This is a genomic window from Pseudomonas sp. (genome assembly GCF_051660785.1).
Lineage (GTDB): Bacteria > Pseudomonadota > Gammaproteobacteria > Pseudomonadales > Pseudomonadaceae > Aquipseudomonas.
Map to the genome: position 1 here is coordinate 115,740 of NZ_JBOFQE010000043.1, position 26,717 is coordinate 142,456.

The 26,717-nt window shown below is 59.2% G+C and carries 24 protein-coding genes; 12 read left to right on the forward strand and 12 right to left on the reverse strand.

Annotated elements, in window-relative coordinates:
- From ACRC4F_RS10285 to ACRC4F_RS10295, 3 genes are all read right to left on the reverse strand, one after another.
- Entirely contained in the window at window positions 1-1,131 is a 1,131-nt protein-coding gene (locus ACRC4F_RS10285) for a LuxE/PaaK family acyltransferase (RefSeq protein ID WP_438659213.1), read from the reverse strand.
- A 21-nt stretch (window positions 1,132-1,152) separates the two neighbouring features.
- Window positions 1,153-2,394, reverse strand: a complete 1,242-nt coding sequence (locus ACRC4F_RS10290) for an MFS transporter (RefSeq protein WP_438659214.1) — start codon at window positions 2,392-2,394, stop codon at window positions 1,153-1,155.
- Window positions 2,395-2,670: 276 nt separating this feature from the next.
- A complete protein-coding gene (locus ACRC4F_RS10295) occupies window positions 2,671-2,808 on the reverse strand; it encodes a hypothetical protein (protein ID WP_165557409.1) in 138 nt (45 codons plus the stop codon).
- Between the two features lie 158 nt (window positions 2,809-2,966).
- On the opposite strand from ACRC4F_RS10295, the gene ACRC4F_RS10300 reads away from it, so the two are divergent.
- Window positions 2,967-3,155 (forward strand): hypothetical protein, encoded by a 189-nt coding sequence (locus tag ACRC4F_RS10300; RefSeq protein WP_028620074.1) that lies wholly within the window; start codon window positions 2,967-2,969, stop codon window positions 3,153-3,155.
- Window positions 3,156-3,174: 19 nt separating this feature from the next.
- Here the strand turns inward: ACRC4F_RS10300 and ACRC4F_RS10305 are convergent, their stop codons facing one another.
- Window positions 3,175-3,546: a fe2+ zn2+ uptake regulation protein gene (locus ACRC4F_RS10305; RefSeq protein WP_438659215.1), complete on the reverse strand. Its 372-nt coding sequence runs from the start codon at window positions 3,544-3,546 to the stop codon at window positions 3,175-3,177.
- A gap of 243 nt (window positions 3,547-3,789) precedes the next feature.
- On the opposite strand from ACRC4F_RS10305, the gene pvdQ reads away from it, so the two are divergent.
- On the forward strand, window positions 3,790-6,135 hold the full coding sequence (gene pvdQ / locus ACRC4F_RS10310) for a bifunctional acylase PvdQ (protein WP_438659216.1): 2,346 nt from the start codon (window positions 3,790-3,792) through the stop codon (window positions 6,133-6,135).
- Between the two features lie 57 nt (window positions 6,136-6,192).
- Here pvdQ and ACRC4F_RS10315 read toward each other — a convergent pair whose 3' ends face one another.
- Window positions 6,193-7,194 (reverse strand): FecR family protein, encoded by a 1,002-nt coding sequence (locus tag ACRC4F_RS10315; RefSeq protein WP_438659217.1) that lies wholly within the window; start codon window positions 7,192-7,194, stop codon window positions 6,193-6,195.
- 97 nt (window positions 7,195-7,291) lie between these two features.
- Window positions 7,292-12,145: a dermonecrotic toxin domain-containing protein gene (locus ACRC4F_RS10320; RefSeq protein ID WP_438659218.1), complete on the reverse strand. Its 4,854-nt coding sequence runs from the start codon at window positions 12,143-12,145 to the stop codon at window positions 7,292-7,294.
- 226 nt (window positions 12,146-12,371) lie between these two features.
- On the opposite strand from ACRC4F_RS10320, the gene ACRC4F_RS10325 reads away from it, so the two are divergent.
- Entirely contained in the window at window positions 12,372-13,412 is a 1,041-nt protein-coding gene (locus ACRC4F_RS10325) for an Ldh family oxidoreductase (RefSeq protein WP_438659219.1), read from the forward strand.
- A 143-nt stretch (window positions 13,413-13,555) separates the two neighbouring features.
- On the opposite strand, the gene ACRC4F_RS10330 is transcribed toward ACRC4F_RS10325, so the two are convergent.
- A complete protein-coding gene (locus ACRC4F_RS10330; protein ID WP_438659220.1) occupies window positions 13,556-13,873 on the reverse strand; it encodes a DUF883 family protein in 318 nt (105 codons plus the stop codon).
- A gap of 164 nt (window positions 13,874-14,037) precedes the next feature.
- Here ACRC4F_RS10330 and ACRC4F_RS10335 point away from each other — a divergent pair, with 164 nt between their 5' ends.
- Window positions 14,038-14,289 carry a hypothetical protein gene (locus ACRC4F_RS10335; RefSeq protein ID WP_438659221.1) on the forward strand — a complete coding sequence of 84 codons (252 nt, stop codon included), beginning with the start codon at window positions 14,038-14,040 and terminating at the stop codon, window positions 14,287-14,289.
- Window positions 14,290-14,298: 9 nt separating this feature from the next.
- Here the strand turns inward: ACRC4F_RS10335 and ACRC4F_RS10340 are convergent, their stop codons facing one another.
- Entirely contained in the window at window positions 14,299-15,207 is a 909-nt protein-coding gene (locus tag ACRC4F_RS10340; protein ID WP_438659222.1) for a LysR family transcriptional regulator, read from the reverse strand.
- Between the two features lie 86 nt (window positions 15,208-15,293).
- Here ACRC4F_RS10340 and ACRC4F_RS10345 point away from each other — a divergent pair, with 86 nt between their 5' ends.
- Window positions 15,294-16,217: a carbon-nitrogen hydrolase family protein gene (locus ACRC4F_RS10345; RefSeq protein WP_438659283.1), complete on the forward strand. Its 924-nt coding sequence runs from the start codon at window positions 15,294-15,296 to the stop codon at window positions 16,215-16,217.
- 143 nt (window positions 16,218-16,360) lie between these two features.
- On the opposite strand, the gene ACRC4F_RS10350 is transcribed toward ACRC4F_RS10345, so the two are convergent.
- The 3 genes from ACRC4F_RS10350 to ACRC4F_RS10360 form a co-directional block, all read right to left on the reverse strand.
- Window positions 16,361-16,834 carry an LEA type 2 family protein gene (locus ACRC4F_RS10350; protein ID WP_438659223.1) on the reverse strand — a complete coding sequence of 158 codons (474 nt, stop codon included), beginning with the start codon at window positions 16,832-16,834 and terminating at the stop codon, window positions 16,361-16,363.
- Window positions 16,835-16,892: 58 nt separating this feature from the next.
- Entirely contained in the window at window positions 16,893-18,365 is a 1,473-nt protein-coding gene (locus ACRC4F_RS10355) for a nucleobase:cation symporter-2 family protein (protein ID WP_438659224.1), read from the reverse strand.
- A 288-nt stretch (window positions 18,366-18,653) separates the two neighbouring features.
- Window positions 18,654-19,547 (reverse strand): LysR family transcriptional regulator, encoded by an 894-nt coding sequence (locus tag ACRC4F_RS10360; protein ID WP_438659225.1) that lies wholly within the window; start codon window positions 19,545-19,547, stop codon window positions 18,654-18,656.
- Window positions 19,548-19,648: 101 nt separating this feature from the next.
- Between ACRC4F_RS10360 and ACRC4F_RS10365 the strand changes: the two genes are divergently transcribed.
- On the forward strand, window positions 19,649-20,740 hold the full coding sequence (locus tag ACRC4F_RS10365; protein WP_438659226.1) for a polyamine ABC transporter substrate-binding protein: 1,092 nt from the start codon (window positions 19,649-19,651) through the stop codon (window positions 20,738-20,740).
- Window positions 20,741-20,757: 17 nt separating this feature from the next.
- Window positions 20,758-21,717 carry an agmatinase gene (gene speB / locus ACRC4F_RS10370; RefSeq protein WP_438659227.1) on the forward strand — a complete coding sequence of 320 codons (960 nt, stop codon included), beginning with the start codon at window positions 20,758-20,760 and terminating at the stop codon, window positions 21,715-21,717.
- A gap of 116 nt (window positions 21,718-21,833) precedes the next feature.
- On the opposite strand, the gene ACRC4F_RS10375 is transcribed toward speB, so the two are convergent.
- A complete protein-coding gene (locus tag ACRC4F_RS10375) occupies window positions 21,834-22,886 on the reverse strand; it encodes an aldo/keto reductase (RefSeq protein WP_438659228.1) in 1,053 nt (350 codons plus the stop codon).
- 378 nt (window positions 22,887-23,264) lie between these two features.
- Here ACRC4F_RS10375 and ACRC4F_RS10380 point away from each other — a divergent pair, with 378 nt between their 5' ends.
- The 5 genes from ACRC4F_RS10380 to ACRC4F_RS10400 all read left to right on the forward strand — a co-directional run bounded on the left by ACRC4F_RS10380 (window position 23,265) and on the right by ACRC4F_RS10400 (window position 26,714).
- Window positions 23,265-23,981 carry a helix-turn-helix transcriptional regulator gene (locus ACRC4F_RS10380; RefSeq protein ID WP_438659229.1) on the forward strand — a complete coding sequence of 239 codons (717 nt, stop codon included), beginning with the start codon at window positions 23,265-23,267 and terminating at the stop codon, window positions 23,979-23,981.
- Window positions 23,982-24,033: 52 nt separating this feature from the next.
- The gene (locus ACRC4F_RS10385; RefSeq protein WP_438659230.1) at window positions 24,034-24,375 is read left to right on the forward strand and encodes a nuclear transport factor 2 family protein; all 342 of its coding nucleotides are present in this window, start codon (window positions 24,034-24,036) and stop codon (window positions 24,373-24,375) included.
- 27 nt (window positions 24,376-24,402) lie between these two features.
- Window positions 24,403-25,521 carry a cell division protein ZapE gene (zapE, locus tag ACRC4F_RS10390; RefSeq protein ID WP_438659231.1) on the forward strand — a complete coding sequence of 373 codons (1,119 nt, stop codon included), beginning with the start codon at window positions 24,403-24,405 and terminating at the stop codon, window positions 25,519-25,521.
- Window positions 25,522-25,539: 18 nt separating this feature from the next.
- On the forward strand, window positions 25,540-26,121 hold the full coding sequence (locus ACRC4F_RS10395; protein WP_438659232.1) for a DinB family protein: 582 nt from the start codon (window positions 25,540-25,542) through the stop codon (window positions 26,119-26,121).
- Between the two features lie 101 nt (window positions 26,122-26,222).
- On the forward strand, window positions 26,223-26,714 hold the full coding sequence (locus ACRC4F_RS10400) for a GNAT family N-acetyltransferase (protein WP_438659284.1): 492 nt from the start codon (window positions 26,223-26,225) through the stop codon (window positions 26,712-26,714).
- Window positions 26,715-26,717 lie beyond the last annotated feature (3 nt).

Here is a 26,717-nt window from a genome sequence, read left to right on the forward strand (position 1 = left end):
TCAGATTCCTCCAATCAGTTCAGACGCAGCCATTGCGCAGCTTCGGCTGGCGGTCGTGCCGGCGCGTCCATGCAGCTCGAACCAGTCGGTCTTCAAGCCACACCCGCAGCTTGCTCCGGGGTGCAGGGTCGCCAGATCCCCCATGACCACAGCGTGCGCGGGGCTGGACGTAATGTAGGGCGACACGAACTCCAGCAAGCCGCGTCGGCCGTAAGGCTGGACGGTGAAATCGGCTGGGTTGCGCACGAAGACCTTTGAATAAACCGGCACATGAAAATGTTGGTGATCGCACTGGATGTAAGGCACGGCATGCTCGACGGCGCCGTAACCGTCCCGGCAGCGGGACAGGTCGATGCCCAGTTGGCGATTGATCCGCTCATACAATTGCGACAGGGGAATTTCCTGCGCTGTTTGGGTTTTCCAGCCGCCACCGAGAAACACCAGTGACTCGGCCGGTAGCTTCAGGTCCGTTACACCCGTGTCTTCCATGTGCTGCAACGCATGGGAAAGAAAGGCCGGGAAGCCGAGAATGCGCACAGGCAAGCCTTCCTCGGCAAATGCCTGCAAGGCGCGGATCATCCCGAACAGATCGAACTCATGACCGTTGCCGGTCAGGCGCAATCCATAGGCGACGCGATTGACCGGCGCATAGCTGCACAGGAACTGGTCGGTATAGGCGGTGCCCAAAGTGATCGCAGCCTTGGGTTCATAGCTCAGTAACAAGTAATTGCAGGGACTGCCCGGAGTGTCCCAACCGTAATGGCGAAAAATGTGGCTCACCATGCCTTGGGCAGCGGCCATGCTGCGCTGGTCATAACGCAGGCGGCTTTTCTGGCCGCTGGTGCCGGACGATGTCAGCTCCAGCGCGCCTTCGCCCGTTGGACTGAACAACAGGTGACGCTTGAAATAATTGGCGAAAATCGGCGGCAGCCGTGACCAGTCATCCAGTGTTTCCAGGTCCTGCGCAGCGAGGCCGTTGCTGTTGAGCCAGCGCTCATAGCCAGGCGTGTGGTGACAATGGAACAGGCTGATTTCGCCCATGGCCCGCTCGAACAGGCCTTCAGGCACGGAATCCAGGCAATAGGGTTGCGTTAACGCGCAAAGCGCATCGGTGTGGGGCAAATGGATCATCAATGGACCTATCGGGTGGGATCAGGCAGCAAGCGGGAGGTGGGAACGCCGCAGAAACAGGCGCAATGGCAGCAGGCACGCGAGCCCTGCGATGCCCGCCATCAGGGCGAAGGATTCGTGGCTGTCGCCGGCACCAGCTGCCGCCATCATCGAGCCGCCGCCACCCATGACCGCGATCGAAATCATGCCGATCATGGCCGAGACCAGGCCTTTGCTGTCGTCGGTTGAAAACAGTGCGAGCCGGTACAGTGCGGCATTGCTCATGCCAAGGCCGACGGCGTAAAGCGCCAGAACGCTGATCAGCACGGGTGTCGGCGCACCGTAGAAACCGATGACAAGCAAGGTGATGAGCCCGCCGCAAAACGGCCACAGCGCATATCGAATCAGTTGCGGCAGCTCAGTGTTGGCAATCAGTCGGTTGAGTAACAGGTTGCCGAGAATGACCGCCGCAAACACCGGGATTTGCCACAGGCCGTAGTGCAGCGGTGAAAGTCCCTGATTGTGGATCAGCAGGAGTGGCGCCAACCCGATCCAGGCAATCAAGGGCAGGCTCATGAGCCCCAGCGCGACAGCGGCGCTGAGGAATCGCGGGTTGCCGAGCAACGCGGCATAACGGCGCACAATGCCGCGCCATTCAAACGGCACCGCTGTCAGGCGTTGACCGTCATGGCGCAAGGTCCCCACGGTTTCCGGCATGAATGCGTAAAGCCCAAGCCAGACCAACAAGCCGGCGATACCGAGCAGTAAAAACAGCTCCCGCCAGGAGAGCCATTCCAGTAGCAGGCTACCGAGCAACGGCCCCAACAACGGAGAGAGCAGTGCAACGTTCCCCAGCAACGCCATGATTTTTACCGCGTCGGCTTCGCAGAACACTTCTTGCAACGCCGGATAACTGACCGCGATGACAAATCCCAACCCCATGCCCTGAATCAGTCGCAAGCCGTTGAATGCATAAATGCTGTTCACACTGAACGCTGCGGTACAGGCCAGGGCGAATACCGCACAACCGATGAGCAACATCGGCCGGCGGCCGAAGTGATCCGACAGCGGACCTATCAGCCATTGCAGGAGAATGCCGCCCGCCAGATAGAGATTGAAGGCGTAGGGAACATGGTGTGCGCTGGCATTCAGTTCATCGGTGACGGTCAACATGGCGGGCATGATCATGTCGCTGGCCATGTAAGTCAGAAGTTCAAACAGCGTAATGGCAAGGCAAAAGCCGAACACATGATAGGGGCTGATGTTTATTTGAGGTTTGTGCATGGCATCCCTGTTCTTCTTCCTGAAGTTAAATAACGGGTCTTATTGCGATGCACTACGATAATCAAATGAGGATGAATACCTCAAACAGACTATTAAGACTGAAAGCTTCAATAGTTTTCGCCAGGTTTCAATGTTAGGAAGGGAAAAAAACAGAAGTGAAAGTGCGCGTACGAAAATGCCCGCAACAGGGCGGGCATTTGCTCAACAGTTATTGGATGTGTTTATTTTCTTACAAGGGGATGCTCAGTTAATTACGCGCCATTACCTGAACAATCGTTATCGATGCTGGTAATAACCCGGTCCACCGCGATCGTAATGGTGGTCGCCGTGCCAGCCGCCGTGGGGGAAAACGATGCAGCCGCTCAGGGTCAGCAGAGCGAGCAGGGGAATCAGCAGGGTGATTCGACGGAACATTTGAAAATCCTCATGGTTATCGCCGCAATAAAGCCAAATCTCTTTATCGGCTGTAACATGAGACCCCGTTTGCAGCGTGCTATTCCCGCACAAAGGTAGGGGCTTGGCATGCCTTCGGATACAAACCGGATACATTTTTTCAGGTTCAGGAACTCGCAATGACTCAGTCGCAACGTTTGAAATACTCGATTCTGATCTCCCTGGTGGTGTTGGGGATCATGTTCGGCCTTTCGTATCTGCAAAACACAGGCGTCATCAGCGAGAAGCTGTTTCAGTACATTGCCATCGGCGTGGCGGTGATCGTGGTGGTGATCAATGGCGTGATGCGTCGCAAGGTCAAGCCTTGAACGACGCGCCTTGAGCTGATCAGTCGCGATTAAGCAGGGCTACAGCGTGCGGATGCAGGCTGTAGCTCTTGTCCGCGTTGAGCGTGATCACGCCTTCGCTGCACAAGCGTTTCAACACTTCGCGCACACTGAGAAAGGACAGGGGGATATCCAGGTCCAGCAAATGGCCGTGCACGCCGCGCACACCCAGGCTGCGCTCGCTTTCGGCGGCGGTCAGCAAGGCGTCGATGACCTTGAGGCGAATAAGGCTGGTTCGCAGACCAAAGCTTTTGAGCAGCAGCCTGATCCGCTCGTTGCCATTGCGCTCGCCCCGTTGGCTGAAGACACCGGAGCCCATGCCTGAGCCCTTTGGCGCGTGACTACCGTCCGTTGGCAGTTGCGAGTTGTACATGCAAAAACTCCTTTTCCGAGCCGGCCAGGAAATGTGATGGGTGCTCTCATTCAATAAGACGTATGAGCACGCCAAATCATGAAGGCTCAAATGTAGAAAATTCGTCACCGTCACGTCACAGGCCTGTGAGATGGCCGGATAAAGCACCCTTGCGGGGCTAAATTTTTGTCGTGAGTTTCGTTCCTAGGGGAGGCGCAGTGCGTGTTTGACGCAGGGTGTTTGTCTTTTCGATCAGGAGCGAGCGTGATTATTTCCAGGCAATTAACCAGGTTGAGCCTTGCGGGCATGTGGATGGGGCTGAGTCTTGCAGCGAGCGCGGGCAGTCAGCCCGAGCAGGCCAGCGCCGACATACGCCGCACCAGTTTTGGCGTGCCGCATATTCGTGCCGCAGACGAGCGTGGTCTCGGTTATGGCATCGGTTACGCCTACGCCCAGGACAACCTGTGCTTGCTGGCCAACGAGATTGTCACGGTCAATGGCGAACGTTCGCGCTATTTCGGACCGGATCAGCTGACGGTCGAGGAGCGCGAGAACCAGGTCAGCGACCTGTTCTTCACCTGGCTCAATACCCCTGAAGCCGTTGCCGGATTCTGGAAGGCGCAAACCCCGCAAGTTCGTGAACTGGTGGAAGGTTATGTCGCGGGGTACAACCGCTCGCTCACCGAACGTCGTGCACAGGGTTTGCCGCAGCAGTGCCAGGGTGAATGGGTACGGGATATCACCTCGCAGGACCTGGTCAAGCTGACTCGTCGTCTGTTGGTCGAAGGCGGAGTAGGGCAGTTCGCCGAAGCGCTGGCCGGCGCAACTCCCCCACAAGCCGTCGCCCAAGTGTCGGGCGACGCTCCGTCATTCCAGATGGCGGACTCGCGCATGCAGCGTTTTGCCCTGGACCGCGGCAGCAACGCGGTGGCGGTCGGCAGCGAGCGTTCGTTCAATGGCCGTGGAATGTTGCTGGCCAACCCGCACTTCCCATGGATCGGCGGGATGCGCTTCTATCAGATGCACCTGACCATTCCCGGCAAGCTGGATGTGATGGGCGCGGCGTTGCCGGGGCTGCCGATGATCAACATCGGTTTCAATCAGCACCTGGCGTGGACCCACACCGTGGACACGTCCAAGCACTTCACCCTGTATCGCCTGCAACTTGATCCCAAGGATCCGACCCGTTATCTGCTCGACGGCAAGTCGCTGCCGATGAACCGGCAGAACGTGACGGTGAACGTCAAACAGCCCGATGGCCAGACCCGGGCGGTATCCCATGTGGTCTACAGCTCGCAGTTCGGTCCGATCGTGCAGTGGCCCGGAAAACTCGACTGGGACAAGCAGTACGCCTACAGCCTGCGCGATGCCAACCTGGAAAACGACCGGGTGTTGCAGCAATGGTATGCGATGAACCAGGCCACCAGTCTCACGGATTTGCAGGCTTCGGTGCACAAGATTCAGGGCATCCCGTGGGTCAACACCGTGGCGGTGGATAGTCAGGGGCAGACGCTGTACATGAACCTCTCGGTGGTGCCGAACGTCAGTGCCGACAAACTGGCCAAGTGCAGCGACCCGCGCATCGGCTTGCAAATGATCGTGCTCGATGGCAGCAACAGCGCCTGTGCCTGGGACATCGACCCGAATGCGGCACAGAAAGGTATTTATGCGGCGGACAAGTTGCCGCAACTGCTGCGCAAGGACTACGTGCAACACTCCAACGATTCGGCGTGGATGGCCAACCCGGCGCAACCGCTCACCGGTTTTTCGCCCCTGATCAGCCAGGAAGGCCAACCGTTGGGACTGCGCTCGCGTTTCGCTCTGGACCGATTGAGCACGCTGAGCAAGGCCGGCCCGTTGTCGGCGGCGGATTTGCAACGGATGGTGATGGACGATCAGGTGTATCAGGCCGGGCAAGTGATGCCGGACCTGCTGCAGTTCTGCGCCGGTGATCTGGGCGCCGACGCGACAACGCTCGCTCCGTTGTGTGCGAGCCTGAAAGCATGGGACCGCAGCGCGAATCTGGACAGCGGGCTCGGCTTTGTTCACTTCCAGAATGTGATGGAACCGTTGCAGCAAGTCCCGGACATCTGGCGCGTGGCGTTCGACCCGAAAGACCCGCAACACACTCCACGCGGGCTGGCGCTGGATAATCCGCAGGTCACCCAGGCGCTTCGCGAGGCAATGCTGGCGTCGGTGGCACAGGTCAAAAAACAGGGGCTCAAGGATGACAGCCGCTGGGGCGACATTCAGGTGGTTAGCAGCGGCGCACAACAGACGCCAATCCACGGTGGGCCGGGCACGCTGGGCGTGTACAACGCCATCCAGAGTGTGCCGAGAACCGATGGCAAACTCGAAGTCGTCAGTGGCACCAGCTATTTGCAGGTGGTGACCTTTGATGACAAAGGGCCGCACGCCCAGGGCCTGCTGGCCTTCTCGTTGTCCAGCGACCCGACGTCGAAGTATTCACGGGACCAGACCCTGGCCTTTTCGAAGAAGCAACTGAGCCCGTTGCCGTTCACCGAGCAACAGATCAGCGCTGATCCGCAGTATCAGGTGCAGACGATCCGCGAGCAGGATGAGAAAGCCGGGAAGGTGGCCGCTCAGTAAGAAGAGGGTGGTTCAAGCAGAAAAAAAGGCCGCACCCCGTTGAGGGTTGCGGCCTTTTCAGCTTTTCGGGGTTTGTTGCGGAATCGAATTGAGCACCGGATTACCTTCCTTGTTACGAGTCAGGTAAACCGGCAGCACCTTGGGCAGGGACGCCACCAGGTTGTTCAATTCCTTGATGTTGTAGATGCCACCCAGACGAATGGTGCCAGTGCCGTGGTCAGCGACCATGACCGGTTTGCTCAGATAACGGTTGATCAACGGCAGTGCTTCATTCAGCGCCAGATCATCGAGCACCAGTTTGCCGCTGCGCCAGGCCAGGGAGTTGTCGTTGGGGTAGGTCTGATTGATCTGCGGGGTGAAGTCACCGTGTTTATAGCGCGCCTGCATTGCCGGACCGAGACGCAAGCCGTCGCCCGGAAGGTCATCGTTGCTGCTGACCAGCACCGACCCCTCAATGAGGTTCACACGGACCTGATCTTCGTACATCCAGACGTTGAATTTGGTCCCGGTGACCCGAATCCGGCCGTCCGCGGCCCTGACAACAAATGGATGAGCCAGGTCGTGGCTGACGCTGAAGAAGGCCTCGCCTTTTTCCAGCGTGACCCGGCGCTGATCCTTGTAGTTGCTGAACGTCAGCTCGCTGCCCAGGTTCAGTTCCACCTGACTGCCATCGCTCAAAGTGACCTGGCGGACCGTGTCACTCGCTTCAAAATGCTGATACGAATTGGGTAGCCAGCCCATGTTCCAACCGCTGTACGCCGCCAGCGGCAACGCCAGGGCGCAAACGGCAGCGGCGATACCGACCGTGCGCCAGGGCGTGGCAGGTTTGAAGCGAGCAACCGATGCAGCAGCTTCGGGACGCGGCAAATCCCCCGCGACTTCCCAGATCTCCAGCATGGCCTCGTACTCGAACGCATGCAGCGGATGAGCTTCGCGCCACCGTTCGAAGGCAACCCGCTCTTGAGCGGTGCAGTCGACGGCGTGCAGACGCATGCACCAGTGCGCAGCGGCATCGGTTATGGCGTCATATTCGGCTTGCGAGAGAGAATTGTCTGTCATTGACTCATCCTGATTTCCCGCATTCTAACCTTGTGGGCAAGCAGGCGAGAACAGCCGTCATGGCAATTAACCATCAATTGAGAATTATTTTTGACAATCAGGGCGTGCTGACATGCAGTCGGCGCCCCAGCTGAGTGATCAGCCAGGTCACGCTGTCGGCGTTTGCAAGTTGCACGTCCAGCCTGATCAGTGGATCTCTCTTGAAGGTGTGCCGGGCACCGCTCAGGTTTTCAGCTCCGGTCATCGTCAAGATGCGCCGCTTTATCTGGTCGGTGTCTTCAGAAGAGGTGCTTCCCAGATCTTCCCACGCCCCGGTATCAGAATCGCGGAGCATGAACAACCGGGTATAGGGGGTCTTGAGCGAAAGTGCGGTGTCCTGAACCTCGGTCAAGGCTTGCTTTTGCAGGGTGGCAAGTGGGTTGGTCGCCTCAATCAGGTCGGCAAACGGTCTACTGGAGTCGAGGTAAGCAATGTCCTCGGTTTTGCAGGCAAGGTGCGAAAGCTCATGAATAAGGGTCGCGGCTCGTGCGTGGGGTGCGATAGGGAAGGCCCTGTCGGAAAGATGTGCACGGTAATGATTGAAGTCGGGTTTGAAAAACTTTTCTGCCAGGTAAATTCTGCGCTTTATGTCCGTTGGTACAGTGAATGCGAAGGTAGTCTCAGAATCCTCGATGAGCCTGCCGACCACAAAACGATGGGAACTGTATTTTCTCAGGGTAGGGTCCAGCACGGCTGCAAAAATGTCACCCACGACTTTTTCAATTTTGTCGACATGGGCGGGGAGCACCTCTGGCACGCCTATAAAGTCCATGATCAGCTGATGCACGGGCGTTATCGTGTCGCCCGGGGCCTTCAGCAGTTGCAGATTTCGAAAGCTGTTCCAGACGTAGGTCGTCGCCAGGTCCAGCGCTTGATCAATCTGACGCGCCATTTGTGGAAACAGTCGACGGATTTGTAGCATTCCTCGGGCGTCGACATTCATGTTCTCCCACACTGTGATCGCGGTATCGAAACGGTTTGCGAGGCTGAATCGAGGCCGCCGCGCCCCGTCCACCATCCATTGCCTTGACGCGTTTTGATGCACGCGGGGACCACGGGCGAGGGTGCTGGCGATGCGCCAATGAGTGCCACGTTTGGCGACGGGATACACCTTTCCCTCAATCGGCCCGTAGTGTTTTTTTGTTGTCGGATGGGTGTAAAGCCCAAGTGCGGAATCGTGGGTCAAGGAGCCCAGATCGACATCTAGGCTTTCATGACGCTTCAAGCGTGTGCGTTCTGGGGCGGTGACATCGACGTCATGCCAGTTGAATCGGCTGCCGGGTGTTTGCGGCGCAGGCATGGCCGTCGCCGCAGACGGCTGGGCAGGAGCTCCCAACGATTGGCGCAACGTGGCCAGTTGGGCAATGCCGCTGATGAACCCTCTTAGCGCCGCGCCCCATTTGTGCGTCTGAAGGTCCTCGGCGGACTGCTTGATGTCGCGGTAGCTGCGCCACACCGTGACGGGGTACGCGAGCTTGCCCATGCAAAACGAATAGGCCGCCTGCACATCTTCGCCGAGCACCTGTTTGATGGTTGCCCACTCACCCTGTTTTCTGTCATCGGACTGGCAACCGAGCAATCGGGACAACAGCGCGGCATTGTCATTGAACAAATGCCCGAACAGGTGACCCTTGAGCGGATTGGATGCCAGCGTGACCGCGGTGGCGCGGTTATCGTGCGTCGCCGACGAGGTTCGTGGCGTTCGACTGCCGCTGGGTGCCATCCGGTACTCCAGCTGTGTCCGGTCTGGCTGCGGCAGATTCATGAGTACCCAGTCGAGCAAAGGGCCGCGGGTCTTCAGTTCTGCCAACAGTTGTGCTTCGTTTTCGTATTCCTTCACCCCGTGTCGGGGACTGTGAGGCGCAATAAGCACTTGTGGCGCTGCGTTGTCGGCGCTGGAGCCGATCAGATAGACACCGGGTACTTTGATCGACTGTGTGGCCGTGATCCCCAGAAACTCAAGCGGGCGAATAAGCGCGTGGGCACCGTCGACGGCCGCGCGGGCAATAGCGTCAGGCATGTCCATGACTTGCCGGACCAGATCAAACCCCGTGTCGCTCAGGCGCTCCTGCAGTTTTTCGGTGTGGGCATAGTGCATCAATTGCCAGGGCAGTTGTGTGTAAAACCGCTTCCTGCGATCTGCGTTAGCCGGGGTGTCGGCAAGGGCGTCGCTCAGTATTTTCTGATGATGTTCACCAGGGTTCAGATTTCGTACCAGGTCTTTGACGTAGCGTTCATCCATCCCGTCGGGAATCGCGGTGGAATCAAGCGACGCCAGTGTCAAGTGGAGCTGGTCCAGATCCTTCAAATGATTCAACGCAAAATCAGTCAGGAGCTGGCTGCTGGCCGCAATCGTCGGACGCGCTTTGATCCGGATTTGGACCTTGCCAGGATCGACCGGGTACTTGTCCGCCTTGAGTTGTTTTTCAAGCTCATGGTGAGCCGTGCGCCGCAATGAGCGTATGCCAGTCAGGTAATCCTGATCGTCTTTGACGTTATCGAGGTATTGCTGAAGCAGTTCGCCATGCAGAATCAGATCTTCAACGGGCGCTTTGGCCAGCCATACCGGAAGCTTTTGCTGGGTCATCAGGGACCGGGCAATATCCGCTGCGTGGCGTAATCCGGTCAGCGGCACACGCAACGCCACCAGATTCAGAAGACGGGCCAACGGCGCCGGAGAGAGCTTCGTTGCCAGCGCATCGTTGACACAATCCTGGTCCAGATGGACGAAGGGCTTTTGCAGGTAATCGAGAAAATGACCATATTCCTTTTGCAGCGGCGCCAAGGTGTAAGCCTTGCCGGGCAAGCGGTCGCTGCGACCAAGGTTCTCCAGGAGACTTGTGCGATGGTCAACATCCTTGAGGCGTCGATCGAGCTCGGTCAGCAACGGTTGCAACGCCTTGAAGACCTCGAACCCGCAAGCGGGTGTCCACAAAATCGCTTTGCCCGAATGCACCGGGTCCAGTCCTCCGCGTTCAGTCAGTACAAAACAGCTGGCCACTTTCACCAGGTTGGTAGCGGCACCTGCGTTCAACGCCAGGGAAAATACCCCCGGCAAAAATCCGTTCAAAGAGGCTCGCAGCAAGTGCGTAGGTGTATCGAGCACGGTCTTGATGATCGCTTGTTCCGTTGTACTCAAGGTGCGCGTGACGGTGCGCAGCTTGAGTTCGCTGCGCAGTGCCGTTTCCAGGGTATGAGTAAAACTCGATTGCAAGCTCGTCACGGATGAACTGACGAGGTTGAGCGCCTCATTGAGCGTGCTGGTGGTTGCGGGAATAGCCGGATGTTTTTCGAGGAGTTGATCGAGCGCCTCCGCGACAGAATCGAGCAGCGCCAGCTCTTCTTTGGCCGACTCGGCGCGCACGGTCGCCGGTTGTGCACTAAAGCGGTGATCCACTCGAGTACTCCAGCGTCCTGCCGATTCTGCAGCCAGCAGCCGATCATCAATCAGCCCCCGGACATCCAGCGCGTTGTCGAGTAGGGCATGAGGGTCCAGCGTACCTTCGCTTTCACGGTAGCGGCTCAAGGCATGGCTCAGATTTTGCCGTTGCTTGCCAAGGATGTCGGTCATTAACTGCTTAAATACCGGACCGATGACCGGGCTGGCTTCTATCAGACGCTCATCAGGTTTCAACGCAAGAAAGGTGGCGCGCTCGTCCAGCGACATGAAGTTGAGCAATGTGTCTTCATGACCTTCACTTTTCATCATTTGCAGGACGATGTTCTTGACGGCGGGCAGATTGCTCGTGGCCTCGATACCCCTGGATTGGGTGTACAGGAAACCCAGGGTGTCGGCCCCTCCGATCATTAACGTCGAGGCCAGCTCTGCGTAATGGTTGAGGGGGGCGGTCACGCGCAGTTTTTCGATGCGAAGAGGATTGTTAGTGGCCGGCTCAGCGCTGACATTCATCAGCAGCAAGTATTCCTGCGTCGTCAGGATGCCTTGCTGACGCTGGAGTAGAAGTTTGGTGTGAAAGGTGTCGCGCATGCACTCGGTGAAGAACTCCGATCGAGGCTGGCCGATGCTCATGGGTGTGTTCCAGAACGTCTTGAGCAGGCTGTTCAGGTGAGGCGTAAAGCTTTGCGCAATCTCTTTGATCGCGCTTTCCCATGCCTGGTTATCGGCGTCGCTGCTCACACCATGCTCGGGATTGGCAAAAATCCTGGAGTCGCCGATGGGCCAGTGATTGTTCAGGTAAAAGTGCAGCAGCGCATCGCTCAGCGACAGCGTGGAAAGGGTGTGCTGATAGTCGCTGCCGTCAAATGCCGACACTGTCCTGACGAAGCTCTTGAGCTCGGTCAGGCGCTGGTCGAGTTTGGGAAACGGCTTGTGCAACGCATGCTTCAGGGTGTCGTCCAGCATCGATTGCAAAGTTGGCATTTTGATCAGCTCGCCGATCATTGCCTTGATGTTCTGTGCCTGATTGTGATCGAGGATCCTTTGTTGTTCCTGGAATGTCGCGCCGTCGATTGCCTGGGTAGAAATACCGGGTGTCGTAGTGGCGGCTAAAATGCTGCGCTGTTCAATGGCGAGAAAGCGCAGCAGTTCACGCTTTCCAATGGTCTGCGCAAGCCATTCCTTGAGCTGATTCTCGAGGTCGGTCATGTCCGCGAACTTGATCAGACCTTTCCACGGTGTGTAGAGCGTGACTTCTCCATCGTCGGGCCGGCTCATCGCAAAAGCACCGGCCAAGGGGATATCCGGCGCTCCCGTCACGCTGAGCATCAATTGATAGACGAACATGGAATCTTTTTGCACGGTACGGGCAGTTTGGGTAGCTATATAAACGTTCTTCAGCCACTTCAGATCATCAAGCGTGAAACCCAGTGCTTTTTCGCGGTCCCCGGGTTGTCTGGCATTGGACGCACGTTCTGCCTCGTCAAAAAAATAGGGTTGTACGGGATCAGTCATGGTTTTTCCTCATTCGTTGCAATCAGCCGCTCTCGCAGGCTGTTGGTTGAGGAAAAACAGTAGGGTCATGGACGGACTTCGGTGCGGTACATATTGCTTGCCCTGAACAGGCGGTCGAGACTTGACAGGACGCCGGTAAAACAGCGCTTAATCGACGTTAGCTGTTGGTTGCCTTGCAACCTCGTTTCCCTGGTGCCCGTATTCAATAATAAAACTGGAGCTTCAGATGACCGCAACGCCCGAAGTGGCCGTCAGTTCGACCCTCTCATCGATCGATTTCGACGCGCTCGTTCAATTGCTTGAGCAAATTTTCCTGCGCCATGGCACCTCCGCCGATGTCGCCAAGACCCTCGCACTGAACTGTGCGGGCGCCGAACGCGATGGCGCGCACAGCCATGGTGTGTTTCGTATTCCAGGATACGTCTCGACTCTCAAGAGCGGCTGGGTCAACGGCAAGGCCGTGCCGGTCGTCGAAGACATTGCCTCGGGTTTTGTCCGGGTCGATGCCGGCAATGGTTTTGCCCAGCCCGCATTGGCGGCCGCTCGTTCGCTGCTGGTGGAAAAAGCCCGCAATGCCGGGATTGCGGTGCTGGCGATCCGCAATTCCCACCATTTCGCGGCACTGTGGCCGGATGTCGAACCGTTTGCCTATGAAGGGCTGGTGGCGTTGAGTGTGGTCAACAGCATGACGTGCGTAGTGCCACACGGCGCCGACCGGCCGTTGTTCGGCACCAACCCGATCGCCTTCGCTGCGCCTCGGGCTGACGGTGAACCGATTGTGTTTGACCTGGCCACCAGCGCCATTGCCCATGGCGATGTGCAGATTGCCGCCCAAAAAGGTGAGCGCTTGCCGGCTGGAATGGGCGTGGACGGCCTGGGCCAGCCGACCCAGGACCCGAAAGCGATTCTGGAGGGTGGCGCGTTGCTGCCGTTTGGGGGGCACAAGGGGTCAGCGTTGTCGATGATGGTCGAACTGTTGGCGGCGGCGCTGACCGGCGGCAATTTCTCCTTCGAGTTCGATTGGAAGAACCATCCGGGAGCCAAGACGCCCTGGACCGGGCAACTGCTGATCGTGATCGATCCCAGCAAGGCCGCCGGGCAGAATTTCGCCGAACGCAGCCAGGAACTGGTCCGTCAGATGCACAGTGTGGGGCTCAAGCGCCTGCCGGGTGATCGACGTCATCACCAGCGAACCAGGTCGAACGCGCAAGGCATTCAGCTGGATACTCAGACGCTGGCGAACCTGCGAGAACTGGCAGGGCTCTGAGACCTGCACAAACCGCGGGCATGAAAAAGGCGAGCATTAGCGGGGACCATGTAGCAGCAGGCTTCGCCAGCTGCTACATAGACCGCGTTACGTCCTAACTGTTTGTCTGGTCTTTTGCTGTGTTGCCCTTGAAGCGGAACCGATTAACGGCGGCCCAGCAGCAACCCGACCACCAGGCCGAAACCGGCGGAAATTGCCACGGTTTGCCATGGATGACCACCGATGTAGGTCTCGGTCGCGTCTACCACCGGTTTTGTCCGGTCACGAACACTGGTGACCGAGTCCCGAGCCTGCTGCAATTTCTGAGCAATTTGCCCGCGAAGGGTCTCTGCTTCCTCACCGACCAGTGAAGCGCTGCTTTTGAGCAACTTCTCTGATTCTTCGATCAGCGTCTGAAGTTCACTGAATGCCTGATCCTTGATCTGGTCTTCGGCAACTTGTGCGGCGGTTTTCCGAGCCATTGGGTACTCCTTGCAGGTAAGTGGGCAGTGAACAATGGAGTCTGCGGCGACCGAAAAAGTTGCAGCGGATTTGCGCATTGACGGGCCGCCGCCTGAAAATCCGGAGTCAGACATTTCGTCCTACAGTGTAAGATGTCGCCTATTTTACGCAGCAGGTACTTCCCATGAGCTTCAATCTGGCCGACAAACCCCTGGCTGAGCGCGCCGCGCTTGAAGATGAGAAATCCCGTCTGTTCGACCTCTGGCAAAGCAACCTTGGCAAATCCAAGGGCGAGGCCGCGCGGTTGTTTGGCGAGCGCGCCAAGCGCAAAGGCAAGTGGGCGGAATGGGTTCGTGCAGAACTTGACACCATGTCGCCCCCGGAATTCGCGAACATGGTGCGCAGTGAAGTGAATCGCTTGATGGCTGCCAAGTAAGGCCAGCCCTCAGGCAAAACTCGCGACAATCGCCTCGCGCACCTTCAACACCACCGGATCGAGCTGCGCGCTGGTGCGCCAGCCCAGTTCGATCGGGTAGCGCGGCAAGGCCAAAGGGCAGGGCAGCAGCGCCAGCCCGCAGAGCGCCGCAATACTTTCAGCGGCGTGGGCCGGAATGGTCGCCACCGCCTGACTGCCCTTGAGCAAGTGCGGCAACGCCGCAAAGTGTGTCGTCGACGCGCACACCCGCCGGTTCAGCCCCAGCGCCGCCAGCCCCTCGTCGGTGATCCCGATAAAGCCACCCGACGACACCAGAATGTGCTCGCGGGCAACAAACTCTTCAAGACTGATTTCCGATTGCCCCGGCGCCAGGCTGAGTGGATCCACCAGGCACAGATAACCGCCTTCACCCAGTACCTGACGGCTGAGCAACCGCTCGGTGAACCCGCCCGCGGTGATCGCCAGATCAAGACTGCGCTCCATCAACGCCTGAGCGACGATCTGGCTGTGAGTCTGCCGGAAGATCAGGCGCAACTTCGGCGCGCTGCACGCAATGGCCTCGATCAACCGCCGCCCGTAGGCGATCTCGAAATCATCCGACAATCCCACCATGACTGAACGCCCGTCGTAATGATTGGCCGCCGGATCGACCATCGCCAGACTCTGGCGGCATTTGTTCAGCGCATCGCTCACCACTGGTTTCAACTGGTTGGCCCGGAGCGTTGGCGCCAGGCCACGGCCGGTGCGCACGAACAACTGATCGCCATACAGCTCGCGCAGCCGTCGCAGCGCCGCGCTGACGGCCGATTGCGTCACGCCCAGGCGCAGTGCCGCGCGGCTGGCGCTGGACTCTTCATGCAGCGCTTCGAAGACTTTGAGCAAGTTAAGATCAACGGTGGCGATATTCATTTGGCTCATATCATTCAGCAGTGAATCGGGCTTTATTCATGATCCGGCGGCGCATGAGAATGAGCAACATCTCAATGCGTTTCGGAGTGACCGCCATGCCCAAGTCCATCGTTGCAGCCCTACAGATCGGCGCCTTGCCCGGCGGCAAGGCTGAAACCCTCGAACAGATTCTTGCCTGGGAAAGCGCGATTATCGAATCTGGCGCCGCGCTGGTGGTCATGCCTGAAGCGTTGCTGGGCGGCTACCCCAAAGGCGAGGGCTTTGGCACTCAGCTGGGCTACCGGTTGCCGGAAGGTCGTGAAGCCTTTGCGCGGTATTTTGCCAACGCCATCGACGTGCCCGGTGCCGAGACTGAAGCGCTGGCCGGATTGTCGGCGCGCACTGGCGCCAATCTGGTGATCGGCGCCATCGAGCGCGCCGGCAGCACCTTGCATTGCACGGCATTGCTGTTCGATCCGCAGGCCGGGCTGGTTGCCAAACACCGCAAGCTGATGCCGACCGGCACTGAGCGATTGATCTGGGGCAAGGGCGACGGCTCGACGCTGCCGGTGATCGACAGCCAGGTTGGGCGGATTGGCGCGGTGGTGTGCTGGGAAAACATGATGCCGCTGCTGCGCACCGCGATGTATGCCAAAGGGATTGAGGTCTGGTGCGCTCCGACGGTGGATGAGCGGGAAATGTGGCAGGTCAGCATGCGCCACATCGCCCATGAAGGACGCTGCTTCGTCGTTAGCGCTTGTCAGGTTCAGGATTCACCGCAAGCCTTGGGTTTGGAAATCGCCAACTGGGCGGCGGATCGACCGCTGATTGCAGGCGGCAGCGTGATCGTTGGGCCTATGGGCGAGATTCTGGCGGGGCCGTTGCGCGACGGGCCGGGGTTGCTCACCGCTGAAATCGACACCGACGACCTGATCCGCGCGCGTTACGACTTCGACGTCGTCGGCCACTACGCGCGCCCGGATGTGTTTGAGCTGACCGTCGACGAACGCGCCAGACCCGGCGTCCGCTTCACCACATAACCCCTCCTGTGGGAGCTAGCCTGCTGGCGATAGCGGTGTGTCAGGCAACTCCAATGCTGAGTGATAACCCGTCATCGTCGGAACGCCGCCCGGAGCAGGCTCACTCCCACAAAGGGATCTTCAGCGTTGCTGATCCTTCGTTATTACCAGGTTCCGGCAGTCGCCCCCGGCAAGCTCAGTTTGCCAGTGTCCACAAAGCGCATCGTGCCAAACAAACCGCCGGCCAGTTTGCCGCGCAGCACGTAAGGCAGGTTGTTCAAGGTTTGCGTCTGGCCCAGACCCAGCGTCTGGCGTATCACCGAGAACGCCGAAACGCTCACCGGAACCGTCAACACGGTTTCGGAAAAGCGTGCAATCGAGCCCGACTGATCGCTGACACCGGAAGCCAGCGGCTGGCCATTGACCTCCAGGTCCAGCGCCACGCCGTTGTAGTCGATCGACGTTTCGTTGGGGTTCTGCACGCGAATCTTCACGGCAAAGCGCACTTCCATGTCCTGGCTTTGCAGCGGCTCGATGCCGACCACGTTGATGTTCAACGGGTCGCGATGGGGGAAGAGGGCGCAGGCGCTCAGGGAGAGCAACAGCAGGGAAAGGATGACGGCGTGGACGCTGCGCATGAACGGGCTCTCGAGTAGAAAAGGGCTGAGCCGCCAGCAACTCAGCCCTCGAGCCTTTCTAGCGGTTCAACTGTGCGACCGCCGCGGTCCGCGCGGGTTCACCCTTGGCCGGAACATCGGGGTTTTCCATGACCTGAAGAATCGAAGCTTCCGGGTCGAAATCGTCCTCTTCCAGCTCCATGAACTCCTCGGGCAGGAAGATATTCAGCACGATAGCGCACAACGCCCCGACGGTGATCGGCGATTCGAAGATGTTGTGCAGCGCCTTCGGCAGCTCGCGCAACACTTCCGGCACCGCCGCAACCCCAAGGCCCATGCCGATGGAAATCGCCACGATCAGCATGTTGCGCCGATGCAAACCGGCTTCGGCGAGGATCTTGATCCCGGCCACCGCCACGGTGCCGAACATCACCAGTTCTGCGCCGCCGAGCACCGGTTTGGGCATCAATTGCAACACCGCGCCAATCATCGGGAACAGCCCCAGCAGCACCAACAGACCGGCGATGAAAAACGCCACGTAACGGCTGGCCACCCCAGTGAGCTGGATCACGCCATTGTTCTGCGCGAAGGTCACCATCGGCATGCTGTTGAACACCGCCGCCATGGCCGAGTTGAGGCCGTCGGCGAGCAGGCCGGACTTGATCCGGCGGATGTAGATCGGGCCTTTGACCGGTTGCCGGGAAATCATCGAGTTGGCGGTGAGGTCTCCGGCGGCTTCCAGCGGTGACACCAGAAAAATCACCGCCACCGGCACGAACGCCACCCAATCGAAATTGAAACCGTACTTGAACGGCACCGGCACGCTCATCAGCGGCACGTCGGGCAGGCTGGCGAAATTGACATCGCCCATCAGCCAGGCGACGACATAGCCGAGGGTCAGGCCAATGACAATCGCACCCAGGCGCAGGAACGGCACATCGACCCGGTTCAGCACCACGATCGTGCCAAGCACCAGCGCCGCCAGCGCCAGATGACTGGCTGCGCCAAGATCCGCCGCACCGAAGCCGCCGGCGATGTCGGTCATGGCGACCTTGATCAGCGACAGGCCCATCAGGGTAATGATGGTGCCGGTCACCACGGGTGTAATCAGCATGCGCAGCTTGCCAATGAACTGGCTCAATACCACTTCGATGAACGCGGCGAAAAAGCACACGCCGAAGATTGTCGAGAGAATTTCATCGGTGCCGCCACCCCGGGCCTTGACCATGAACCCGGCGCTCAGGATCACGCTGATGAACGAAAAACTGGTGCCTTGCAGGCACAGCAGGCCGGAGCCGATCGGGCCGAACCGTCTTGCTTGAACAAAGGTGCCCAGGCCCGAAACAAACAACGCCATGCTGATCAGGTACGGCACTTCGCTTTGCAGGCCGAGGGCGCCGCCCATGATCAGGGTCGGGGTGATGATGCCGACAAAACTCGCCAGGACATGTTGCAGGGCGGCGAAGACCGTGGCCGTGAGATGCGGGCGATCGTTGAGACCGTAAATCAGGTCGGAACGGGACTGGGGTTTTGCGTGTTCGGAAGAGGTCACGAGGAAAGCGCCAGGGGCCAGGTCAAAAAATGGAGGCGCAGGATGCCAGAAAGACTATTTTGTGGCGAGCGATGACCTCCGTACTCGCACCAACCCTCTGGGAGCGACCTGTGGCGAGGGGATTTAGCGAAACGTCGCACCGCCCCGTTCGGCTGCGAAGCAGTCGTCAATCCGGACAAACCGGTCTGTCTGAACGAACGCGGGGGCCGCTTCGCAGCCCAACGGGGCGGTGCGACGTTTCGCTAAATCCCCTCGCCACAGGTCGCTACCACAGGAAAATCGTTGGCCTCAGGCGAACGCGGCGAGCAAATCCTCTTCAAAAGCTTTCTGCGCATCCCCCGGCACTTGAGCGCGATGGCGCGCCAGGTGAAACGCCACATCAAAAGTCAGGTCATCCCGCCGCACGGCGCGCAGCAAACCCTTGTCTTCCCAGCCACGGGCAAAGTGGCTGGGCAAATACCCGACGTGTTTGCCGGAAAGTATGAAGGCGAGGGTGCCTTCGACCTGCTCAGACCTTGCCGAACATAATTTGCCTTGAAAGGGCTCATCGCTACGCAGAAAACGATAGGGGTGATCGACCCGGTCACACGCCTGCAACGCCAGATCGTCTGGCGCATCGTCGGTGAACAGCGGATGCCCGGGGGCGCAATACAGGTGTTGGGTTTCGCTGAACAGTTCGCGGTAGTCAAACGCGCTTTGCACCTGGGAGAAGTAGCCGATCGCCAGGTCCAGTCGTTGTTGCAGCAGCAGGCGTTCCATTTCCCCGGGCATGGCGCTCATCAACTCGATGCGCACCGATTCGTCCCGCTCACGAAACCGCCGGATCGCATCGGCGACTTTTTGCAGCACCGATTGATCGAGGGCTTCGGACAAACCCAGTCGCACTTCGCCGATCAAGCGACCGGCCACGCCATTGGATTGATGCCGGAACGCTTCGATGGATTCAAACAGCCCGCGTGTCGCGCTCAGCAACTGTTCGCCCTTGGGCGTGATCCTGAATCCACCCTTGCCGCGACTGCACAAGCGATAGCCAAGCCGGGTTTCGAGTTTGGCCATTTGCTGACTGATGCTTGATTGGCTCAAACCCAGTTCGCCTTGCGCTGCACTGAAACCGCCACACTCCACCACGCGAACAAACAAGCGCAGCAGTTGCAGGTCGAGGTCGTGTAGTTGACCGAGCATCAAACATTACTCCGCAATAAAGTCAGGTTAACAAACTTGATATTTCGCCAATGTATCCGAGCGCGCACGCTGCAACCACTTCCTCTGGTCAGGTGTTCGTCATGGCTCCCGTCTTCAAGCTGTGTTTATCCGCGCTGTTCCTCGCCATGGCCGCGTCGGCCCAGGCTGAGGAAAAGACCCTCAATCTCTACAGTTGGGCCGATTACGTGGCGCCGGAAACCTTGCAGCGTTTCGAAAAGGAAACCGGCATTCACGTGCGTTACGACACGTTCGATTCGTCGGAGGTGCTGGAAACCAAACTGCTCACCGGCGGCAGCGGCTATGACGTGGTGGTGCCGTCATCCAGCGTGCTGGCCCGAGGTCTGGCGGCTGGTGCGCTGAAGGAGATTTCTCACGAAGGGCTCAAGGGTTACGCCAACCTCGATCCCGATCTGCTGGAAAAACTTGCGGCCGTCGACCCCGGCAATCGTTATGGCGTGCCGTATACCTGGGGCACGCTGGGTTTGGGAATGAACGTCCAAGCAGTTCAACAGCGCTTGCCGGGTGTGCCGCTCAACAGCCTAGACCTGCTGTTCAAGCCGCAATACGCCAGCAAGCTGAAGGACTGCGGCATCGCGATTCTCGATTCGCCGCAAGAGGTGATCGGACTGGCGTTGCACTATCTCGGTAAAGATCCCTACAGCACCGACAAGGCCGATCTGACAGCCGCCGAGGCGTTGTTGCATCAGTTGCAGCCCAATGTGCTGTACGTCGCCACCGGGCGGCAGATCAGCGATCTGGCCAATGGCAGCGTGTGCCTGGCCTTGACCTACAACGGCGATGCCAGCATGGCCGCCGACCAGGCGCGCAAGGCCGGCAAACCGTTTGAGGTGGCCTACCGGATTCCGAAGGAAGGCACGCTGGTGTGGCAGGACAATCTGGCGATTCCCAAGGACGCGCCGCACCCCGAAGCGGCACGGGCATTCATCGAATTCATGCTGCGCCCCGAGTCCGTCGCCGCGCTGACCAACACGCTGTTCTTCGCCACGGCCAACCAGGCGGCGACCCCGCTGGTGGACGAAGCCGTGCGCACCGACCCGGACATCTACCCACTGGCCGACACCCGCGAACGGCTGTACGCCGACCGCAGCATGAGCCTCAAGGACATGCGCTCGCGCACTCGCCTGTGGACCACTTTCCGTAGCCGCCAATAAATAAAAAGGAGATCACCATGGACGTCCCTATGCAAAACGATCAGGCCATGACTCGCGACAGCCTCTATGGAACTGCCGCCGAAAGTACCTACGCCGGTATCACCAGTTTCATGCGTCGTCGCTACAGCCGTGATTTGCGCGGCGTCGATGTGGTGGTCAGCGGCGTGCCTTTCGACACCGCCACCAGCAACCGTCCCGGTGCGCGCTTCGGACCGCGTGGCATTCGTGCCGCATCGACCGGGATTGCCTGGGAGCGCCACTGGCCGTGGACCTTTGATCCGTTCGATCATCTGGCAGTCATTGACTACGGCGATTGCGACTTCGATTACGGCTCGCCGCACTCAGTGCCGGAAAGCATCGAGGCCCACGCTGAGCACATCCTGAACGGCGGTTGCGCGATGCTGACGTTCGGCGGTGACCACTTCATCAGTTATCCGCTGCTCAAGGCCCATGCGCGCAAACATGGTCCGCTGTCGTTGATTCACTTCGATGCGCACAGCGACACCTGGCCGGACGAGGAGGGCAAGCGCGTCGATCACGGCACGATGTTCTGGCACGCGGCCAAGGAAGGTCTGGTGGATCCGTCGCGCTCGGTACAGATCGGTTTGCGCACCACTAACGATGATCACCAGGGCTTTCAGGTGCTGGATGCGCGGCAAGTGCATCGGCAAGGGTGTGAGGCGATTGTCGAGGCGATCCGTGCGCGGGTGGGGGATAACCCGGTGTACCTGACGTTCGACATCGATTGTCTCGACCCGGCGTTCGCCCCCGGTACCGGAACGCCAGTGTGCGGCGGTTTGAGCACCGTGCAGGCACTGGAGATTCTGGGCGGATTGCGCGGGATCAATCTGGTGGGAATGGACGTGGTAGAAGTGGCGCCGGCCTACGACCATGCGGACATTACTTCGCTGGCGGCGGCGACGTTGGCGATGGAGATGCTGTGTTTATTCGCGGCCAAACATAAGGTCGACCGGTAAAACGCAGTACGAAATGTGGGAGCGAGCCTGCTCGCGATAGCGGTCTGACATTCAGCATTAATGTTGAATGTTATGGCCCCATCGCGAGCAGGCTCGCTCCCACATTTTGATTGGTATCAGGCCACTGGAATGATGGGCAGGTCGAGGGTTACGGCTCCGGTAAACCGTGCAAACGACCCGGCAATGGACTCGTGGGGCACACCTTTTGCCACCTCACTCACCCCATCCAGCCGCGACAACTGCTCGGCACTCAATTGCACGTTCAGTGCGCCCAACGTCGCATCCAGTTGTTCACGGGTGCGCGAACCCAGGATCGGAATCAGCGCCGTCGTCGAACGCTTGGCCTTTTCCCGAAGCCAGGCAATGGCGACGTGGGTCGGCGTGGCTCCAAGTTCAGTCGCCACCGCGAGCAAGGCATCGAGCAGGGCGGTTTCCCGGGCACTTTTTTCAGCATGAATCAGCATGCCGAGTTTGGCGGCGCGGTTGTCACCTTCATTGCTGCGGTACTTGCCGGTAAGAAAGCCGCCACCCAACGGCGACCATAACGTCGCGGCCAGGCCCAGTGCCTCGGCCATCGGCAGTTGTTCACGTTCAGCCGTGCGCTCGACAAGGCTGTACTCGACCTGAATCGCGGCAATGGGCGAGTAACCGCGCACTTCGGCCAACAAATCCGCACGTGCGATGCGCCAGGCCGGGAAGTTGGATAGCCCGGCGTAGTGAATCTTGCCGGCACGCACCAGATCGTCGAAGCCGCGCAGGATTTCTTCCATCGGCGTGACGCCGTCGCTCATGTGCGCCCAGAACAGGTCGATGTGATCGGTGTTGAGCCGTTTCAGGCTTTCTTCCACGGCGCGAACCATGTTCTTGCGGTTATTGCCGGTGTGGGAAATGCCCGCGGCTGGCGTAGTCCCCAAGGTGTATTTGGTAGCAATGACCAGGCGATCTCGTTCCGCAGCGATGAACTCGCTGAGCATGGCTTCCGACTGGCCGCCCTGATAACCGTTGGCGGTGTCGATGAAGTTGCCGCCGGCTTCCAGGTAGCCATCGAAAATGCGCTTGGCTTCGTCACGCTCGGCGCCATGCCCCCAACCGGTGCCGAAGTTGCCGGCGCCCAGCGCCAGTTCAGAGACCCGCAGGCCGGTTTTACGGCCGAAGACTTTGTAATGCATGAGGTAACTCCTGAAGAACGACGCCGGGATGAGTTTAAATGACTGGCAACATGTATTTAATATGATGCGAGTAATATGAGCCGTCAAGGCGCATTTTCATTCGGGGCAAAAAGGCTGACCACCGGCGCAATGCTCCTTCAGTCGACCAAAAACTGTGGCGAGGGGATTTATCCCCGTTGGGCTGCGAAGCGGCCCCGGCGTCCTTCCAGACAAACCGAGTGATCGGAATTACGACTGCTTCGCAGCCGAACGGGGATAAATCCCCTCGCCACAAAAGACCTCCCCACACATGTCGTTATCTGGCGATTTTCTACTGCCAGTTTCTGACAGCAGCCTCTGCTAAGCTCCGGCGACTTTTCAGGAAAGAGCCTACAGACCGTGTCGCGTACCACTCGTTTACTCACGTTGCTGCAAGTGCTGCGAGGTAAAAGTCGTCCGGCCACGGCTGCGATGCTGGCCGGCGAGCTGGAGATTTCCGAACGCACGCTGTACCGCGACATCGCCGAGCTGACGGCGCTGGGTGCACCGATTTTCGGCGAAGCAGGGGTCGGCTACGTGTTGCGCAGCGGTCTGTTCCTGCCGCCCTTGATGCTCAATGCCGACGAAACCGAAGCCATCGTGCTCGGTTTGCGCTATGTCGATCAGCGTGGCGACGAGGTATTGAGCAAAGCCGCGGCCGACGCCCTGGCGAAGATTGCTGCGGTGTTGGCGCCTGAAGCACAAGATGCATTGCGCAATCCGACGGTGCTGCCGGGTCCGCGCGGCTATGGTTATCCGCAAAATGCCGTGCCCCTGAATGTGTTTCGCCAGGCTATCCGTGATCAGTCCAAACTGAACATCGATTATGCGGACGCTCATCAAGTGCCCAGTCAGCGGTTGATCTGGCCACTGGCGCTGGGCTTTCTCAATGAAGTGCGGATTATTGTCGCCTGGTGTGAATTACGCGGTGCCTACCGCACCTTTCGTACGGACCGGATTTCGGCCGCCCATGCACAGGACGAGCGTTATCCGGGGCGGCGCAGCGATCTGTTGCGTACATGGCGCAAGCAGATGCAACTGGATGAAGCCGGGCGTTTCACTCCTGACAAGAACTGACACAGACCTGTTCTAGCATGGCTCCAGAATCAATCAACAAGGAGCCGCACCCATGTCCAATCCAGCCAATTCACTGGCGCCCGCCATCGCCGCCTACATTGCTGCCGCCAATGCCCGCGACACCTCGCGGGTCGGCAGTTTTTTCGCTGAGGATGCCAACGTGTTCGATGAAGGCCAGCACCGGATCGGCACGCAAGCCATCGCCCAATGGATGCAAGACACCGCGCAACGCTATGAACCCCGGGTCGAAGTGCTCGACGTTCAGCAGCGTACCGGCAAAGTGCTGGTGCACAACCTGATCTCCGGGACCTTTCCCGGCAGCCCCTTGGAGCTGCGCTACATGTTTCGCCTCAACGAACAGGGCAAGATCGCCCGGCTAGACATCTCTCTGTAACTCCACACGCGTGGCATACTCCCGCGCATGAATGTCGACTCTCCCCTAAGCGCTTGGCAACAGGCCATCGAACAGAAGGGCTTCGTCCAGGACGAAGCCCAGGAACATGCCGTGTGGGCGCTGCAAAAATGCCACGAGGCCTTGCATGAAGGGCGCACGCCGATCACGGGGGTTTACCTCTGGGGCCCGGTCGGACGCGGCAAGACCTGGCTGATGGATCAGTTCTACCAAACCCTGAAAGTCCCGGCCCGGCGCCAGCACTTTCACCATTTCATGGGTTGGGTGCATCAGCGCTCGTTCCAGCTGACCGGCACCGCCGACCCGCTGAAGGCGCTGGCCCGTGAGTTGAGCCAGGAAGTGCGGGTGTTGTGTTTCGATGAGCTGTTCGTCAACGACATTGGTGACGCAATCATTCTCGGGCGTTTGTTTCAGGTGATGTTCGAGCAGGGCGTGGTGGTGGTTTGCACCTCCAATCAGCCACCGGATCAGCTGTACGCCGATGGATTCAACCGCGACCGTTTCGTGCCTGCCATCGAGGCGATCAAACAGCACATGCAGGTGATCGCTGTGGACGGCGGCGAAGACCATCGCCTGCATCCCGGCACCGCGCTGCAACGGTTCTGGGTGACGGCTCCCGGGCAGCCCAGCGCGCTCGGTGAGGTGTTCAAGGCGTTGACCGTCGGCCAGTCGCTGTCCGACGCGCCGATCACGGTCGGTTACCGTTCAGTCAACGTGGTGCAGGCCAGTGCCACCGTGCTTTGGTGCCGTTTTGCCGAGCTGTGCGAACAACCGTTCGCCGCCATGGACTTCATGGCGCTGTGCGACACCTTCAGCGCTATTCTGTTGAGTGACGTGCCCAATCTCAGCGCGCAGAAACGCGAAGGTCGCATCGCCCGAGGCACAGAAGACGGCGCCGAGCGAGTCGTGGCCGGTGATCGCGAGCTGCCGCAATTGTCGGTGCATGATGACGGTGTCCGGCGTTTCATCGCCCTGGTGGACGAGTGTTACGACCGCAAGGTGCCGCTGTACCTCGAAGCGCAGGTGCCGATGGCGGCGTTGTACACCGAAGGTTATCTGGAGTTTCCGTTTCGACGCACGTTAAGCCGTTTACAGGAAATGCAGCTGCAACGTTTCGCCGAAGCCTAATGACCGGGAGTCGCGAACATGAATCAGCCCCTGTCTCATCATTTGCTGACCATGGCTTACCAGAATGCCTGGGCCAATCACCGACTCGCCAAGGCCTGGAGTCAGTTGAGTCCGACCGAACTGGCGGCGCCGCGCGTCAGCTTCTTCCCCAGCCTCATGGCCACGCTCAACCACATTCTGACCTGCGACTGGTTTTACGTGGATGCACTGGAGCGGGAGTTGCGCGGTGACGACCCGCATCCTGATTGCCTGGTGTTCTTCACCGTGGACGAACCGTTTGCGGTGGGCGCCAATCTGCAGCGTGAACAAGCGCACGTCGACCGTCGCCTGATTGCCTACTGCGAACAATTGCGCGACGCCGACCTCGGGCGAATAGTGACCATCGCCCGGGACACACCGCAACATGACAGCCGTTTGCGTCTGCTGTCCCACCTGTTCGAACACCAGATTCATCATCGCGGCCAGGTCCACGCGATGCTCAGCGGCACCTCGGTCAAACCGCCGCAGCTGGACGAATTTTTCTGTGCCGGTGAATCGCGCCTGCGGGCCGGGGATTTTGCCGAACTGGGCTGGACCGAAACGCTGATTTGGGGCGTTTGAGGCAGGTTCGGGTTGTCGACAACTGCGCCTCGCGATAATGTCCGTCGACCTCCCGGCGCGAGAGACGCGCCGGGACAATTTGAAGGGATGTGACAATGGAAATGGAATCCGCAGAAATTCTGGTACTGCAGGCCAGCTACACCAATCCGCTGCATGCCGAGGCCATCGGTGTGGTGCTCAACGCCTACGCCCAGGACCCGATGGGTGGCGGTCAACCGTTGCCCGAAGACATTCTGCAGCAACTGCCGGGGGAACTGGCCAAGCGTCCCCATGCGTTCAGCGTACTGGCGTTTGTCCGCGGCGAGCCTGCCGGTCTGGTCAATTGCTTCGAAGGCTTCTCGACGTTTGCCTGTCGGCCGCTGGTCAACGTGCACGATGTGTCGGTGGTGCCGCGGTTTCGCGGTCTGGGGCTGAGCCAGAAGATGCTGCAAAAGGTTGAAGACATCGCCCGTCAACGCGGCTGCTGCAAGATCACCCTGGAAGTTCTCGAAGGCAATGCCGTCGCGCAGGCGTCTTATGGCAAATTCGGATTTGCGCCCGGCATGTTCGATCCCGCCCATGGCCGAATGCTGTTCTGGATCAAGGATCTTTAACAC

Coding starts and splice junctions, on each gene's coding strand:
- ACRC4F_RS10285 (WP_438659213.1), bottom strand. CDS start 1,131: ATGATCCATTTGCCCCACACCGATGCGCTTTGCGCGTTAACGCAACCC.
- ACRC4F_RS10290 (WP_438659214.1), bottom strand. CDS start 2,394: ATGCACAAACCTCAAATAAACATCAGCCCCTATCATGTGTTCGGCTTT.
- ACRC4F_RS10295 (WP_165557409.1), bottom strand. CDS start 2,808: ATGTTCCGTCGAATCACCCTGCTGATTCCCCTGCTCGCTCTGCTGACC.
- ACRC4F_RS10300 (WP_028620074.1), top strand. CDS start 2,967: ATGACTCAGTCGCAACGTTTGAAATACTCGATTCTGATCTCCCTGGTG.
- ACRC4F_RS10305 (WP_438659215.1), bottom strand. CDS start 3,546: ATGTACAACTCGCAACTGCCAACGGACGGTAGTCACGCGCCAAAGGGC.
- ACRC4F_RS10315 (WP_438659217.1), bottom strand. CDS start 7,194: ATGACAGACAATTCTCTCTCGCAAGCCGAATATGACGCCATAACCGAT.
- ACRC4F_RS10320 (WP_438659218.1), bottom strand. CDS start 12,145: ATGACTGATCCCGTACAACCCTATTTTTTTGACGAGGCAGAACGTGCG.
- ACRC4F_RS10325 (WP_438659219.1), top strand. CDS start 12,372: ATGACCGCAACGCCCGAAGTGGCCGTCAGTTCGACCCTCTCATCGATC.
- ACRC4F_RS10330 (WP_438659220.1), bottom strand. CDS start 13,873: ATGGCTCGGAAAACCGCCGCACAAGTTGCCGAAGACCAGATCAAGGAT.
- ACRC4F_RS10335 (WP_438659221.1), top strand. CDS start 14,038: ATGAGCTTCAATCTGGCCGACAAACCCCTGGCTGAGCGCGCCGCGCTT.
- ACRC4F_RS10340 (WP_438659222.1), bottom strand. CDS start 15,207: ATGAGCCAAATGAATATCGCCACCGTTGATCTTAACTTGCTCAAAGTC.
- ACRC4F_RS10345 (WP_438659283.1), top strand. CDS start 15,294: ATGCCCAAGTCCATCGTTGCAGCCCTACAGATCGGCGCCTTGCCCGGC.
- ACRC4F_RS10350 (WP_438659223.1), bottom strand. CDS start 16,834: ATGCGCAGCGTCCACGCCGTCATCCTTTCCCTGCTGTTGCTCTCCCTG.
- ACRC4F_RS10360 (WP_438659225.1), bottom strand. CDS start 19,547: ATGCTCGGTCAACTACACGACCTCGACCTGCAACTGCTGCGCTTGTTT.
- ACRC4F_RS10365 (WP_438659226.1), top strand. CDS start 19,649: ATGGCTCCCGTCTTCAAGCTGTGTTTATCCGCGCTGTTCCTCGCCATG.
- speB (WP_438659227.1), top strand. CDS start 20,758: ATGGACGTCCCTATGCAAAACGATCAGGCCATGACTCGCGACAGCCTC.
- ACRC4F_RS10375 (WP_438659228.1), bottom strand. CDS start 22,886: ATGCATTACAAAGTCTTCGGCCGTAAAACCGGCCTGCGGGTCTCTGAA.
- ACRC4F_RS10385 (WP_438659230.1), top strand. CDS start 24,034: ATGTCCAATCCAGCCAATTCACTGGCGCCCGCCATCGCCGCCTACATT.
- zapE (WP_438659231.1), top strand. CDS start 24,403: ATGAATGTCGACTCTCCCCTAAGCGCTTGGCAACAGGCCATCGAACAG.
- ACRC4F_RS10395 (WP_438659232.1), top strand. CDS start 25,540: ATGAATCAGCCCCTGTCTCATCATTTGCTGACCATGGCTTACCAGAAT.
- ACRC4F_RS10400 (WP_438659284.1), top strand. CDS start 26,223: ATGGAATCCGCAGAAATTCTGGTACTGCAGGCCAGCTACACCAATCCG.